The following is a 14,143-nucleotide window of genomic DNA, read 5'->3' as shown; positions in this document are numbered from 1 at the left end:
ACCCGGCCCGCCCCCCGCCGTCTGCACGACCGCCATCCCGGTCACCATCAGCACCGGCACCAACGCCAGCGAGATGACCGCCAACCCCCGCCGTGACGCCCGCCAGAACACCCGACGAGAAGCACGCAGGAACCGAGCAGCAGAAAGCCGGCCGCGCATGAAGGCACCCCAAAATCCGACGACAAAAACCGACGAAAAAAACCGATACTGACCCACGCCGGCGGACAGCACCGGACAACAGCGCAGCCCGAAAGAAAGGCACGGTGACCTACACGTTCAGATGAACGCGCAGCAAACAACAACACGAACAGAACACCGACGACAGATCACCGCGGGCACATCGAGGTACCCGCCGGTGAGATCAGAAGACAGCCAGGCTGTTACCCGGACACGAGATCAGCACCTATGCCCGGTACAGGTGGATTCACGTTGCGCAGCATTGCACACGAAACGTCGCAGAGTCGAGCCATTCAGCATCAACCGCAACTATGGTTCATCCGTTGTTATCGACATGGGCTGGGAGAGCCCTCGATGATCCTTGCGGGAATGGGTGAGCACAGCGCTGCCGGTCGACCGCCGCCTGCGCGCGACCGGCCTCATGCATCTGCCACTCCCCAGCTCGCCAGCATGCTCCGGGCGCTCTAATCGGCCGGCTACTGAGGTGGCCCCATAACGTCACCGGGTGGATCCTGCCGCCTCATGTCGGTGGGACCGACCCCGACGCCGCCGGCGTTCACCGCGGAGCCGGACCGCGCGAGGATCCCCCGCAGGATGGTGTCGACCACGCCCACGATCCGCGAACCGCTGACGTCGCTCGAGCGTCCGGTGTACTGCCAGTACGCGACAGAACCGATCAACATATCCGTGATCAATTCAACGTCGATGTCTGGACACAGCTCACCCGAGGCGATGCCGCCACGCAGGACAGCGGCGACCCGCTCCCGGGCCGGAGCCATGACCCGCTCACGGTAGGTCTCGAAGAGGTCGGGGTGAGCCTCCTTCTCCGCCAGCAGCCTGGGCATGATGCGCCCGGACAGCGTCTGGATGTTGTGCCTGCGCACGGTGTTCAGCCAGGCGACGAGATCGTCGCGTATCGATCCGGTCTCGACTCCCCCCGACACGTTGGCCAGCGTCGCCAGCGCGTCCGAGACCAGCACATCCTTACTCGGCCATCGTCGGTAGACCGTGGCCTTGCCGACACCGGCCCGCGCCGCGACGGCCTCCATCGACAGCCCGGTGAAACCGCTGTCTGCGAGCGCCTGTAAAGTCGCGTCGATAATCGCCTCATCACAGCGGGTGTCCCGTGGGCGCCCCGGCGGGCGGAACGTCGGACCGGCTCCCGTTGACCGCGCCGATCCGGGCGGCCTCCCGGCCGAGATCGTCACCGCGCGTACCGTGCTGGCGAGCCGCCCCGGGGATGCCCGGAGTCCCTGCGACGCATCGCGCCTCGCGTTGCACCTCGCATCGCCTGTCGCATCGCCCGGACCCGCCTGCGTCCAGCCCCGCCGTACCCACAACGCCTCATCGAATCCGCCGTCCGCCGTGTTGACCCGACCATCAGGGCGTGCCTCGATAATTCAAGATCGAAGCCTACGGTGGAGTGCGTCCGGACGCATCCGTTTGACAGGCCGCCACCGGGATGGATCGACTTCGCGCGCCCGGCGAGGTCGGTGAGCAGAGCGGCGATCAGACCGGTGACCAGGCCGGTGACCAGGCCGGTGACCAGGCCGGTGATCAGGCCGGTGACCAGATCAGCAGGAAGCGGTCGGAACCGCGCAGAGCGTGCGTCCGCCGACGGTGGCAGCATGGTAGGTACGCCGGGACGCGCCAGCGCCTGGACGGACTCACAGGAGATCGGATGGAAACCTCAGCAGGAGTGTGTTCCCAGGTCACCTCGGTGGCTGTGGAGGCGGCAACGCTGTACGGCGCGCCGACCGCCTCAGCCGCATCGAACGCGGCCGGGGCTGCGGCCCCACCCGGCACGCCGGGTGGCAGCTGGCCACGGCGGGGCAGGACCACCGTCCGGGACGTGCAGGCGGCGAAGAACCGCGGGGAGAAGTGGGCGATGCTCACCGCCTATGACGCGAGCACCGCTCGGATCTTCGACGACGTGGGCGTGCCCGTGCTGCTCGTCGGTGACTCGGCCGCCAACGTCATCTACGGCTACGACACCACTGTTCCGGTCACCGTGGAGGAAATGCTGCCGCTGGTACGGGCGGTCGCGCGCGGGAGCACCCACGCGATGGTCGTCGCGGACCTGCCGTTCGGGTCATACCAGGGATCGGTGGAGCAGGCGCTGGCCACCGCGGCGCGCTTCCTGAAGGACGGCGGCGCCCAGGCGATCAAGCTGGAGGGTGGCGCGCGGGTGGTGCCGCAGGTCGCCGCGTTGGTCGCGGCCGGCATCCCGGTCATGGCACACCTCGGGCTGACACCCCAGAGTGTGAACGTCTTCGGTGGCTACCGGGTACAGGGACGTGGGGACGCCGGCGACGCGTTGCTCGCCGACGCACTCGCGCTGGAGGCAGCCGGCGCGTTCGCCATCGTGCTGGAGGTGGTCCCCTCGGATCTCGCCTGCCGGGTGAGCAAGGAACTCACCGTCCCGACCATCGGCATCGGCGCGGGCGCCGACTGCGACGCGCAGGTTCTGGTCTGGCAGGACATGGCAGGGCTCACCGAGGGCAATGGCCCCCGGTTCGTCAAGCGCTATGCCGACCTGCGCTCGACGCTCGCGGACGCGGCGCTGCGGTTCACCGCGGAGGTCCGCGGTGGCACCTTCCCCACGATCGAACACAGTTATCTCTGATATCTCGGATATCTCTGGCTGAGCTATCGCTGGCTGAGCGGTATCAGTTCATGGAACGGCATGCCGGTGGCGGGCGGTTCGCCCGTCCGCCACCGGTTTCAGTCAGGCCGAGAGGTTCCAGTCAGGCGACCGGGTGGGCGAGCTGGGCGCCGAGCACCGCGCGGGCCGACACCAGCGATGGCCCATACCAGGTCAGGTGGCGCCCTGACACACATACCGCGGTCATTCCCCCAAACGCCTCCGGCCCGTCCGTCGGGCTGAACGGATACGGCTCATCGGGCAGCACCACGAGCTCGCAGGCGGCCATGGCATCCACGCCTGCATCGTCTGGACGTATCCGAGGATAACGCTCGGAATGCTCGGCCAACACATTGTCGACACCGAGCCTGCGCAGCACGTCACCGGCAAAGGTGTCGCGCCCCACCGCCATCCAGGGCCGTCGCCACACCGGAATCAGAGCGGTCCGCCGGACGCCGGTGTAGGGCGCCGCCCAGGTCGTGCGCGCGGCGTCCAGCCACCGGGGCCGAGCCAGCCCACAGGCGTGGCGCAACATCCGATCGAGGCTCACCAGCGCGGCATCCACCGTGGTCGGTGCGGTCACCCATACGGGTATCCCGGCCGCCCGCAATCCATCAAGATCAACTACCCGGTTCTCCTCGGCGTTGGCGCAGACGACGTCCGGCGCGAGCGAGATGATCCTGGCCAGGTCCGGGTTCTTCGTCCCACGTACGCGCACCACGTCGAGTCCGGCCGGGCGAACACACCAGTCCGTGGCCCCGACCAGGAGCCCGGGTGCGGTGACTGCGATGGCCTCGGTGAGGCTCGGCACGAGCGACACCACGCGGGCAACCTGGCCGGGCACGTCCACGACACGCGTAAGATCATCAAGTTCGGGATCATCCCGGCCGTCCGCCGTCACCGTGCGCGCCCGCTCCCGTAGATTCGGTGGAGTCCGCCTTCCAGGATGACACCTACTGGACGATCCTGCATGATCGCTGGACTCCGACGGAGGCACGTCGGTCAGACGTCGGTGACACGCAAACCGGCGTGGGCCTTGTAGCGCCTGTTCACCGAGATCAGGTTCGCGGTCAGGCCCTCAACCGAGGCAGCGTTACGCAGTTTGCCGGCGTACACACCGCGCATCCCGGAGATCCTGGCGGCAAGGGCCTGCACGGTGTCGGTGGCATGGCGGTCATCACCCAGCACGAGGATGTCGGTGTCCAGCGCGTCGACCGTCTCATCGGCCAACAACACCGCGCTGACATGATGAAACGCGGCCACGACGGTGCTGTCCGGCAGCAGTGTCGCGGCCTGCTGGGCGGCGCTGCCCTCGGGGACCGCCAGCACGAACGCGCCCCCCTTGTCAAAACCGAGCGGGTTCACGCAGTCCACAACGATCTTACCCGCCAGTTCCGCGCGGAGGCTGACCAGCAGTTCCCCGTGGCCTTCCCAGGGCACGGCGACAATCACGATGTCACCCTGGGCGGCTGCGGCTGAGTTGTCCGCGCCGGTGACAGACAAACCCGCCGCACTCAGCTGCGCAGCGGCATCCTGGGCACGCTCAGCCGAGCGCGAGCCCAGCACAACCTGGTTGCCGGCCATCGCGAGGCGGCGACCAAGGCCACGACCCTGCGGGCCGGTACCGCCGAGAATGGAGATCGTCAATAGCGAGACGTCAGGAAGATCGTGAGGGGAACCCATGGCCATATCCTGCCGCACATCCCACTTTCCGGTCGCTCTAAGCCGGGTGCTCGCCACCGACCAGTTCGATCACCGCTCGGCAGTCAGGCCCGCAGGATGCTGGACAGCGATGCTTGACACTGGTGCCGGGCCCGAATGATGGATACGGCGGAATCAACCGTGAGGATAGCCGCACGCCTTGATTCACTCTCAGGTACCCCCCCTTATCGGACCCACAGGTGGATGCGGGACTATGCCTTCACAACATGACAGCTACGAACTTTGATCATTTCGTGGGAGGTTGGCGGCCCCCTGGGCCGGAGTCGTTTCGGAGCTGCAGCGGTACCAGCCGGACACCCGGCCATACACCCCAGACTGCACCCGAGACGGCACCCGAGCAGGCAGAGGAGTAGCGGAAGGTGAACGACGTAAGCAGCTCCATGACCGCAACCCTTCGCGAACCAGATATGACATTGCGTGATATCCATGGCGTGCTGGGGAACCCCGGGCGCGCGTCGTTCGATGACGGGTCGTACCGTTCCATTCCACGAACAGCGGTGAGATCCACGGAGTCAGGCGGGAGAGGTCGAGCAATGGCGGACGTATCGGTTCGCTTCGCGATGACGAACGACAGCGAAGTGGTGCTCAACCTGTCGCTGCCGCAGGCACTGCGCCTGATGGAGGCGATCGCACGCAAGGTCGGTGAGACGCTCGCCGAACGCAGCACACAGAACGTGGGTGGGGTTGGCGGCGTACCGGCGCCGGCACCATCCAACGGCATGCCGAGCCTGGGGCCCTACACCCCGTCCTGACGTCCGTCAGTGCTCCAGGGACTTACGGCCTCCGGGCGCGCGATCTGACGATCGTCGCGCGCCCTTCGGCCCTCCAGCGACCCAGGGACGACGACCTCCGGGCGCGCGATCTGACGGACGCGCACGTGCACGCCGCGTTGCCGGCCGGAAGGCAGTGGAGACCACCGCCACCCGGTCGGCCTTCGCCTACCCGTGAACCGGACCCGTTATCCGATGCCTTCAACCGGGGCACATCTGCCTTCGACCGGGGCACCTCGGCCGATCGATCAACCCCGCCGCGGCCGTTCGCTGCTGAGCGCCCGCGGATGCGAGGTCGCATACACCTCACGCAGTCGGTCCACCGTGACCAAGGTGTAGATCTGGGTGGTACTGACCGAGGCGTGACCCAGCAGCTCCTGTACGACCCTGACGTCCGCGCCGCCGTCGAGCAGGTGCGTCGCGAACGAATGGCGCAGCACATGCGGTGACACGCCGTCCACCCCGGCCGTAAGCGCCGCCGCCCGCAGTGCCGTCCACGCGCTCTGCCGCGACAGGCGGGTTCCGCGGCGGGACAGGAACACCGCCGGGGACGCCCGCCGACTCGCCAGGACCGGGCGGGCCCGGGTCAGGTATGCCGACAGGGCGTCCTGGGCGTACCGGCCGAGCGGGACGACCCTGGCCCGGCCGCCCTTGCCCTCAAGCCGCACGGACGCCCCGTCCAGATCAAGGTCGTCGACATCGAGACCCACGGCTTCCGATATCCGCGCGCCCGTGCCGTACAGCAGTTCCAGCAACGCGACAGCCCGCAGCCGTCGGCTCCCCTCCACCGGATCACCGCCGGCCGCGCCGGCCGGGCCGGACGCCGCGGCGAGCACTGCCGCCACCTGGTCCACCGTGAGCGCTCTGGGCAGCCGGCGTGGCGGCGTCGGCGGGCGCACCGGTTGGGACACGTCGCAGGTGACCTCGCCCTCCTGGACGGCGAACCGGTGCAGCGACCGGACCGCGACGAGCATCCGTGCCACGGACGACGCCGCGAGTGGTGGGTGTCCCGGCGCGCCTTCGCGCAGCGTGGCCGCGAATTCCGCCACCTCGGCCTCGTCAACGTCGTCCAACGACCGGACCTGGCGAGCGCTCAGATGTTCCAGGTATCGGCGAAGATCACGCCGGTAGGCGAGGACGGAGTTGCGGGCGAGCCCCCGCTCACCTTCCAGATGGTCGAGGAAGCGTTCCACCATGGCCCCGGGCTCCCCCGGCGTGTTCATCCGCACACCGACGGCACCGGCAGCACCGACGGCACGTAGAGGAGCAGCTGTGCCGGCACGGCTAGCAGCGCCGCCATGTACAGCAGAATCGCCGGCCGTGCAACCATCCGGTATGTCTGCGCTCACCATCGAGGTGAGTGTAGGTGCACGACGGACAACATCCACCGATATCGCGCCGATCGCCCGCGCCCGAGTCGGGCGACAGGCGATTTAGCAATTTTTGCGGATCATGTCCACATCGATGACGATTTGAGGCTATCCTTCCAATGGTGCGGACAGAAAGCAGACAGTTACGATTCGTCTGGCTCCTGCCGACCGCAGCCCTCATCCTGATGGGTACCGGCTGTGGCGGCGGTGGGGCCACAGCCGGTGCCTCCGCTCCGCCCAAGGCGCAAGTGCTGGAGTCGGCCGGGACGCGCAGCGCATCACCATCGGGCGACCGGACCGACCTCGCGACGCCCGCCGCGACGCCACCTGCCTCGGGCGGCCCTGACCCCTTGCACACGGCGCTGACCACAGTCAACGCATACTTCGAGGAGATCAACAAGGCCAGTCTGGAGGGACGCGTGGCAGACGTGAGCGCGACGGCGATGCCCGGATGTCAGACCTGCGTGCTCGACATCGGGGTCACCCAGAACTTCCACGGCCAGAGCGGACACACCGACGTCGGTCCGCTCGCCATCAGCCCGCTGACCTTGGGCCCGAGTGGCGAGAAGGCGATCACCGCGCAGATGACCGTGGCCATCAGAGCCGTTCGACTGCTGGACACGACCGGTAACGTGATCAAGACCTATCCGGCGCAACCACCGCGCGCCGCGACGGCCATGCTCTGGCTGACCGCCGCGGGCTGGCGCATCGAGAACTTCCTGTACTCCAGGGGACCGTCATGACGGCGCATCCGGGTCACCTCCAACGGTGTCACCCCAATCCAGGCCGCCGCAGGCGTGGCGGACCGGCCGGCGGTGCCGGCACTGTAAGGCGACTGATGGTGGTCGTCTGGCTGGTCGCCGCCATCGTGCTGCCGACGGCGTCCGCGGCCCACGCCGAACCAGGCTCACAAACAGGCTCCCTGTGCGCAACCATGTGGGGCTACTGCGATACCCGCGCCACCGACGGCGGCTACGCCTACACCTTCAGCGGTGGCCGGCTGCACAAGGTACCCGCGACCACCGCAACCGCCAGAACACCGGACGCCTGTGCGGACTGCCCTGGCCGCCTCGACTTCTGCAACATCGGTCCGGAAACAACCGAGTTCGAGCTACTACTCTGGGCCGCCTTTCCGGAGGCCGCCGCGGACACCAACGCGCTGTGCGACCCGAAGACCATCGCCGCCGCTCCGACGCTCGCGCAGGTACAAGCGTCACTGGTCAACTACCTGCGAGAACAGGCCCTACCCAGACCCACTCTGGTCGTCCAGCCCAACGGGCGAAGTTTCGCCAACCTGCCCACCGTGCTCTACACGCCGGTGCCGCCGAGCTTCACCTTCAACGTGGACCAACCGGTGCTGGCCACCATCAGTGCAATGCCGCACTACCGGTGGGACTTCGGCGACAACACCGTCGGCCCTGACGCACCCGGCCGGCCGTTCGACCCGGCGATCTCGCCCAAGGACCACCCGGACGCCTACGTCGCGCACGCCTACCGCCAACCCGGGACCTACACCGTCACGCTGACGGTGACCTGGCAGGGGACGTTCGCCGTACCCGGCGTCGGGCAGGCGTTCCCGCTCGCCCCGGTGACGCTCACGGCGAACGCAGCCGTCGTCGTGGACGAGGCCAGCGGCGTTCTCACCGGCAACCGCTGACCCGGTTCTTCCCGCCCGGCGTCCGGCGGGACAACTGCCAGACACCCACGGTCAACCGACGGAACGGGGACGGTCGGGCCACGGCGCATCCACCGGGCGCAGCCGGGTGAACCCGTTCAAGCGGGCGGTCGCCGCCGCCAACAGACCGACAACGGCCATGGCGTTGGTGATCGCACCGTCGAGGATCTGGCCCACGGCCTTGTCAAGATCCACCCGCGCGATCTGCATGTCCGCCTCCTCGTGGACGCGGACATGCTGATCCGACAGGGGAATCGTCGCAAGGTCGCGAGCGAGGAAGACCCGGTACGCCTCGTTGGTCATGCCGGGTGACGCGAGGACGTCGACCAGCAGGTCCCAACGTCCGGCCGTGAGGTTCGCCTCCTCAGCAAGCTCGCGTGCTGCCGCCTCGACCGGCGGCTCGCCGGGCACGTCCAGGATTCCGGCGGGCAGCTCCCACAACGGTCGACGGACCGGATGGCGATACTGGTACACCATCACCACCCGGTCGGCCTCGTCGAGCGCCACGACTCCGACCGCACCCGGGTGCACGATGACATCGCGCTGGGACACCCCGCCGTCGGGCATCCGTACCGCGTCCCGGCGGACCGAGATGATCCGTCCGATGAAGGCGATGTCGCTGTCGACGACCTCATAGCGATGCCCGGTCTCGGAACTGAAGACCCCCGCATGATCGACGGTGTTCGCCGCGGGCTCGCTCGCCGCCACCCCGCCTGGATACCCGCTCACGACGACACCAGTTCCTCTCCGTCGCATCCTCTGGACGGTCCGCGTCCGTCCAGCGGGCCGATCTCGTGGTTTGCAGTGTCGTGGTTTGCAGTGTCGTGGCCCGTGATGTCGGCCGGAACCTCGACCGGTAGCACTCCCGTGCGCTGTTCGGCATGGGTCACCGCCGCCGCGGCCAACGCCCGGAACAGCGGGTGTGCCCGGGTCGGTCGCGATCGGAACTCCGGATGTGCCTGGGTGCCCACGTAGAACGGATTGTTCCCGGTCGTGAGCTCGACGACCTCGACGAGCCGACCGTCCGGCGAGGTCCCCGAGATCACCAACCCGGCGGCAGTGAGCCGGTCACGGTAGTCGTTGTTGACCTCATAGCGGTGCCGGTGACGCTCACCGACCTCGGCGGCCCCGTACACCCGCCGGGCCACCGTCCCCGGAGCCAACACGCACGGGTAGCGGCCCAGGCGCATGGTGCCACCCATGTCCCGCTCACCGGCGACCACCGCCCGCTGCTCGGCCATGGTGGAGATCACTGGATGCGGGGTGTCCGCGGCGAACTCGGTGGAGTTCGCCCCGGCTAGCCCGGCCATGTTGCGGGCCGCCTCGATCACCATGCACTGCAGGCCCAGACACAACCCCAACGCCGGGATCGCGTTCATCCGCGCGTGGCGCAGCGCCTCGATCTTCCCCTCGATACCGCGGATGCCGAAACCACCCGGCACGAGCAGGCCGTCCACGCCATCCAATGCGGATGCGGTGGTCTCCACCGACGAGCAGGAATCCGAGGGCACCCAGCGGATCTCCACCCGGGCGTTCACCGCGAACCCACCCGCACGCAACGCTTCGGTCACCGACAGGTAGGCGTCCGGCAGGTCGACGTACTTGCCGACGATCGCGACGGTGACCATCTTGGCCGGGCTGTGGACGCGGCGCAGCAGAGTGTCCCACTCGGTCCAGTCGACGTCGCGAAAGGGCAGGCCCAGGCGGCGGACCGCATAGGCGTCGAGGCCCTCACGGTGCAGCACCTTCGGAATATCGTAGATCGATACCGCGTCCGGCGCGCCGACCACGGCCTCGTCGTCCACGTCGCACATCAACGCGATCTTTTTCTTGAGTGCGTCCGGCAGCGGGCGGTCGGACCGGGCGACCACGGCGTCCGGCTGGAGGCCGATGCTGCGCAGTGCTGCCACCGAGTGCTGCGTCGGCTTGGTCTTGAGCTCGCCGGAGGGAGCCAGGTACGGCACCAGGCTCACGTGCACGGTCAGGACGTTGTCACGGCCGACCTCGTGGCGGACCTGCCGGATCGCCTCCAGGTATGGCAGGGACTCGATGTCGCCGACCGTCCCACCCACCTCGGTGATGACCACGTCCACCTCGTCGGTGGCGAGCCGGCGGATCCGGTCCTTGATCTCGTCGGTGATGTGCGGGACGACCTGCACGGTCTGCCCGAGATAGCCGCCCCGGCGTTCGCGGGCGATCACCTCCGAGTAGACCTGGCCGGTGGTGACGTTCGCGCTGCCGTCGAGGTCGACGTCCAGGAACCGCTCGTAGTGGCCGATGTCGAGGTCTGTCTCGGCACCGTCATCGGTGACGAAGACCTCCCCGTGCTGGAACGGGTTCATCGTGCCGGGGTCGACGTTGAGGTAGGGATCAAGCTTCTGCATGGTGACCCGTAGGCCACGTGCCTTCAGGAGACGACCGAGGCTGGATGCGGTCAGCCCCTTGCCGAGGCTGGAGGCCACACCTCCGGTCACAAAAATGTGCTTGGTCACGTGCGCCTGCGCCACGCTGAGACCCTTCCGTGGGTATCGCCGGCCGGATCCGTACCCGGCCGGTCCACGGGATTTCACGGTAACACCCCTGCCCACGGCCTGCTCGCGCGCAGGTCACCGATATAAGCACCCGCTGTCGGCACGGCGCGGGCACAGATCGGAGGGGTAGGTGGCTTCGGTTATGATAGTGACCGTTCCCACCTACCACTCGCCTACGCACGTATGTGGGGTAGGTGACTTCGGCTGTGATGGCGACCGTTCCTACCTACCGCTTCCGGGTCCCGGACACCTGCCTGACGCCGCAAACCCGGAAGGGCTGGCCGTCGCCGCACCCAGCGCGGAGGCGAGCCGGCACCTGCGGTGGCTCCGCGACGAGCGCGCCGACCGTTTCGTGGCCGGCGTCGTCCTGCACACCGGGCCCCGGCTGTTCCAGCTGGACGATCGTATTGTCGCCGCCCCCATCTGCGCCCTCTGAGGATGATCAATATCATCGGGTACCGCGTCTGGTCAACGCGCCTAGTCTGCGGCCTTCTTGTCGGCGGCGGCGTTCGCGAGCAGTTCCTCGGCGTGCCCGCGGGCCAGCGGGCTCTCCTCGACGCCCGCGAGCATCCGGGACAGTTCCCGCACCCGGCCGGAATCGTCGAGGGTCAGCACACCGCTGCGGGTCACCGAACCGTCATCGGCCTTGCGCACCACCAGATGCCGGTCGGCGAACGCCGCGACCTGCGGGAGATGCGTGATGCAGATCACCTGATGGGTCCGGGCGAGCCGGGCCAGGCGCCGGCCGACCTCGACCGCGGCCCGCCCGCCGACACCCGCGTCCACCTCGTCGAAGACCATGGTCGTCGTCGTGTCCGCGGCGGCCAGCACAACCTCGATGGCGAGCATGATCCGAGACAGCTCGCCGCCGGAGGCTCCCTTGTGCACCGGGCGGGCCGGTGCACCCGGATGCGGCACCAGGCGTAGCTCCACCTCGTCGACCCCGGTCGGCCCGTAGGCGAGCAGCCGACCATCCACGGGTATCCCCACGAGGTCAGCGCGTTGGGAGACGACCGCCTCGACCCGGGCTCTGGGCATCGCCAGGCCCGCGAGCTCGGCGGCCACCGCCGCGGCGAACCTGTCGGCGGCGGCGCGCCGCGCCATGCTGATCTCGGTGGCACGCTCGCCGAGTTCAGCCACCAGCGCGTCGCGTTCGGATGTCAGCGCGCCGGACCGGTCCGCGTCGGAATCGAGCTCCAGCAGGCGCCGCCCGGCCTTCTCGGCCCACGCCAGCACCCCGGCCAGGTCCGTACCGTGCGCGCGGGCGAGGCCTGCAAGGGCCGCCTTGCGCGACTGTGCGGCGGCAAGACGGCCGGGGTCGGACTCGATGCCGGCCGCGTAGGAGGCGAGGTCCGCGGCGACGTCGGCGAGCAGCATCCCGACCTCGTGCAGGCGATCGGACAGAGCGGACAGGTCCGGATCGAGGGATGCCTGCACGGCGACCATCCGATTGGCGGTGCCCAGCAGGTCGGCAGCGCCCGGCGTACCGTCACCGAACGCGGGGTCGCTCACCAGCACCGCGTGGGCGCTGCTGGCGGCCTGCACCAGTGTCTCGGCGTGTTCCAACCGGCGCAGCTCGGTCTCCAGCGCCGTGTCCTCACCGGGATGGGGATCCACCCGTTCGATCTCAGCCAGCCCGCTGCGCAGGAGCTCCGCCTCGGCCGAGCGTTCCCGGGCCCGTTCGGTGATCTCTGCGAGCTGGGCGGAGACCGTACGCAGTCGCGTGTAGGCGGCCGTGTACGCCGTCAGCGGCCGTGCGACCGCGACGTCCGCGAACCGGTCGAGGGCGGCGCGCTGCTCACCGGCCCGCAGCAGCCGTTGCTGGTCGGACTGGCCGTGCACCGCGATCAACCCGTCGGTGATCTCGGCGAGGAGGCTGGCCGGCACCGACCGACCGCCGACGTGCGCACGGGAGCGACCCTCCGCGGTCACGGTCCGCCCGATGATCAAACCGTCGTCGTCGCACTCGCCGCCCGCATCCCTGACGCGTTCGGCCACCGGGCCGTCAGCCGGGGTGACCAGCCGTCCGTCGACGAAGGCCCGACCGACACCGGGACGCACCAGACCGGCGTCCGCACGCCCGCCGGTGAGAAGCCCGAGCCCCTGGACAATCATGGTCTTGCCGGCGCCGGTCTCGCCGCTGACCACGGTGAGACCAGGCGCAAGCTCGAGCACGGCGTCGTCGATGACCCCGAGGCCGCGAATGCGAATTTCCTCGAGCACAGAAGTGACTCTATGGCGCGTCCCGCCCGCGGTTGCGGGCGCACCGCCATTTGGCACTCAGCGACTCGTCCGGCCCCGCCAGCCCGTCACCGGCAGGTCGAACTTGGCGACCAGCCGGTCGGTGAACGGCCGCGGGTGCACCACGGCGAGCCGCACCGGACGGCGTCCGCGCGTCACCTCGACCAGGGAGTGCTCCGCGACGTCCACCGAGCGCCGCCCGTCGCAGGACAGCACGGCTGGGGTCGAGGGCAGCACCTCGATGGCGACCGACGATGTGGGAGCCAGCACCAGCGGCCGGGCGAACAGGGCGTGGGCACTGATCGGCGCGACCAGCAGGGCCTCGACACCCGGCCACATGACCGGGCCGCCGACCGAGAACGCGTACGCCGTCGATCCGGTCGGGGTCGAACAGATCATGCCGTCGCAACCCCATCGCGACAGCGGACGGTTGTCGATCTCGATGACGCATTCCAGCATCCGGGAGCGGTCGACCTTCTCCAGTGACACCTCGTTGAGAGCCCAGCCACGGTAGGTCAGCTCACCTCGGTGGCGGACCGTAACGTCGACGGTCATCCGCTCCTCGACCTGGTAGTCCTTGCGGACGACATGGTCGATCGTGGACTCCAGCGCGTCCGGTTCGGCCTCGGCGAGAAAGCCGACATGGCCGAGATTGACGCCGAGCAGCGGGGCGTCGGCGCTGCGAGCAAGCTCCGCGCCGCGCAGCAGGCTACCGTCCCCGCCGAGGACGAGGACCAGCTCGACCCCGAGTGCCGCGGCCTCATCCGGTGGGACGACGTTGTCACAGCGCAGGTCGAGCAGGTCGGCTTCGTCCCGCAGCACCCGCGGCGCGACTCCGGCGGCGACGAACTGGTCCAGAACGCGCTGGGCGACCTCGCGCACCACCGAACGGCGGGGATGGGTCACGACCAGGACTTCCCGGCTCATCCGCGAACCTCGCCGGACTGGCCGTACTGGCCGGAGATGTCCGGCCGGCCGTCACCGCCGCTGTCACTGTCGGGTACGCCGGCGGG

The 14,143-nt window shown here is 68.9% G+C and carries 14 protein-coding genes; 5 read left to right on the top strand and 9 right to left on the bottom strand.

The window, feature by feature from the left end:
• Window positions 1-231, bottom strand: a 231-nt coding sequence (locus U9978_RS19860) for a hypothetical protein (RefSeq protein WP_322762644.1), incomplete at its 3' end; no start/stop codon positions are given.
• A 422-nt stretch (window positions 232-653) separates the two neighbouring features.
• Window positions 654-1,385: a TetR/AcrR family transcriptional regulator gene (locus tag U9978_RS19855; protein ID WP_322762643.1), complete on the bottom strand. Its 732-nt coding sequence runs from the start codon at window positions 1,383-1,385 to the stop codon at window positions 654-656.
• Window positions 1,386-1,858: 473 nt separating this feature from the next.
• Between U9978_RS19855 and panB the strand changes: the two genes are divergently transcribed.
• Window positions 1,859-2,803 (top strand): 3-methyl-2-oxobutanoate hydroxymethyltransferase, encoded by a 945-nt coding sequence (gene panB, locus U9978_RS19850; RefSeq protein WP_322762642.1) that lies wholly within the window; start codon window positions 1,859-1,861, stop codon window positions 2,801-2,803.
• 121 nt (window positions 2,804-2,924) lie between these two features.
• Here the strand turns inward: panB and U9978_RS19845 are convergent, their stop codons facing one another.
• Complete coding sequence (locus U9978_RS19845; RefSeq protein WP_322762641.1) at window positions 2,925-3,722, bottom strand: helical backbone metal receptor; 798 nt, start codon at window positions 3,720-3,722, stop codon at window positions 2,925-2,927.
• Between the two features lie 101 nt (window positions 3,723-3,823).
• Window positions 3,824-4,504, bottom strand: a complete 681-nt coding sequence (npdG, locus tag U9978_RS19840; protein WP_322762640.1) for an NADPH-dependent F420 reductase — start codon at window positions 4,502-4,504, stop codon at window positions 3,824-3,826.
• 572 nt (window positions 4,505-5,076) lie between these two features.
• Between npdG and U9978_RS19835 the strand changes: the two genes are divergently transcribed.
• Window positions 5,077-5,295 carry a hypothetical protein gene (locus U9978_RS19835; protein ID WP_131747529.1) on the top strand — a complete coding sequence of 73 codons (219 nt, stop codon included), beginning with the start codon at window positions 5,077-5,079 and terminating at the stop codon, window positions 5,293-5,295.
• 266 nt (window positions 5,296-5,561) lie between these two features.
• On the opposite strand, the gene U9978_RS19830 is transcribed toward U9978_RS19835, so the two are convergent.
• Complete coding sequence (locus U9978_RS19830; RefSeq protein WP_322762639.1) at window positions 5,562-6,536, bottom strand: tyrosine recombinase; 975 nt, start codon at window positions 6,534-6,536, stop codon at window positions 5,562-5,564.
• 332 nt (window positions 6,537-6,868) lie between these two features.
• On the opposite strand from U9978_RS19830, the gene U9978_RS19825 reads away from it, so the two are divergent.
• The gene (locus U9978_RS19825) at window positions 6,869-7,426 is read left to right on the top strand and encodes a hypothetical protein (RefSeq protein WP_322762638.1); all 558 of its coding nucleotides are present in this window, start codon (window positions 6,869-6,871) and stop codon (window positions 7,424-7,426) included.
• A 95-nt stretch (window positions 7,427-7,521) separates the two neighbouring features.
• The gene (locus U9978_RS19820; RefSeq protein ID WP_322762637.1) at window positions 7,522-8,340 is read left to right on the top strand and encodes a PKD domain-containing protein; all 819 of its coding nucleotides are present in this window, start codon (window positions 7,522-7,524) and stop codon (window positions 8,338-8,340) included.
• A 51-nt stretch (window positions 8,341-8,391) separates the two neighbouring features.
• Here the strand turns inward: U9978_RS19820 and U9978_RS19815 are convergent, their stop codons facing one another.
• Both U9978_RS19815 and U9978_RS19810 read right to left on the bottom strand, forming a co-directional pair.
• Window positions 8,392-9,066 carry an NUDIX domain-containing protein gene (locus U9978_RS19815; RefSeq protein WP_416211054.1) on the bottom strand — a complete coding sequence of 225 codons (675 nt, stop codon included), beginning with the start codon at window positions 9,064-9,066 and terminating at the stop codon, window positions 8,392-8,394.
• Between the two features lie 17 nt (window positions 9,067-9,083).
• Complete coding sequence (locus U9978_RS19810; RefSeq protein ID WP_322762636.1) at window positions 9,084-10,865, bottom strand: CTP synthase; 1,782 nt, start codon at window positions 10,863-10,865, stop codon at window positions 9,084-9,086.
• Between the two features lie 154 nt (window positions 10,866-11,019).
• On the opposite strand from U9978_RS19810, the gene U9978_RS19805 reads away from it, so the two are divergent.
• Window positions 11,020-11,325 carry a hypothetical protein gene (locus tag U9978_RS19805; protein ID WP_322762635.1) on the top strand — a complete coding sequence of 102 codons (306 nt, stop codon included), beginning with the start codon at window positions 11,020-11,022 and terminating at the stop codon, window positions 11,323-11,325.
• Between the two features lie 41 nt (window positions 11,326-11,366).
• On the opposite strand, the gene recN is transcribed toward U9978_RS19805, so the two are convergent.
• Together recN and U9978_RS19795 are read right to left on the bottom strand one after the other, a co-directional pair.
• Entirely contained in the window at window positions 11,367-13,112 is a 1,746-nt protein-coding gene (gene recN, locus U9978_RS19800) for a DNA repair protein RecN (protein ID WP_322762634.1), read from the bottom strand.
• Between the two features lie 57 nt (window positions 13,113-13,169).
• Complete coding sequence (locus tag U9978_RS19795; RefSeq protein WP_322762633.1) at window positions 13,170-14,057, bottom strand: NAD kinase; 888 nt, start codon at window positions 14,055-14,057, stop codon at window positions 13,170-13,172.
• Window positions 14,058-14,143 lie beyond the last annotated feature (86 nt).

It is taken from the genome of Protofrankia sp. Cr2, from assembly GCF_963555885.1.
Lineage (GTDB): Bacteria > Actinomycetota > Actinomycetes > Frankiales > Frankiaceae > Protofrankia.
Note: the sequence above shows the minus strand (reverse complement) of the source record. Positions and strands in the feature narration are given on the sequence as shown.

What these genes read in the sequence shown, in the direction of transcription:
- panB (WP_322762642.1), top strand. Translation starts at nt 1,859, where the DNA reads ATGGAAACCTCAGCAGGAGTGTGTTCCCAGGTCACCTCGGTGGCTGTG.
- npdG (WP_322762640.1), bottom strand. Translation starts at nt 4,504, where the DNA reads ATGGGTTCCCCTCACGATCTTCCTGACGTCTCGCTATTGACGATCTCC.
- U9978_RS19835 (WP_131747529.1), top strand. Translation starts at nt 5,077, where the DNA reads ATGGCGGACGTATCGGTTCGCTTCGCGATGACGAACGACAGCGAAGTG.
- U9978_RS19830 (WP_322762639.1), bottom strand. Translation starts at nt 6,536, where the DNA reads ATGAACACGCCGGGGGAGCCCGGGGCCATGGTGGAACGCTTCCTCGAC.
- U9978_RS19825 (WP_322762638.1), top strand. Translation starts at nt 6,869, where the DNA reads ATGGGTACCGGCTGTGGCGGCGGTGGGGCCACAGCCGGTGCCTCCGCT.
- U9978_RS19820 (WP_322762637.1), top strand. Translation starts at nt 7,522, where the DNA reads ATGGTGGTCGTCTGGCTGGTCGCCGCCATCGTGCTGCCGACGGCGTCC.
- U9978_RS19795 (WP_322762633.1), bottom strand. Translation starts at nt 14,057, where the DNA reads ATGAGCCGGGAAGTCCTGGTCGTGACCCATCCCCGCCGTTCGGTGGTG.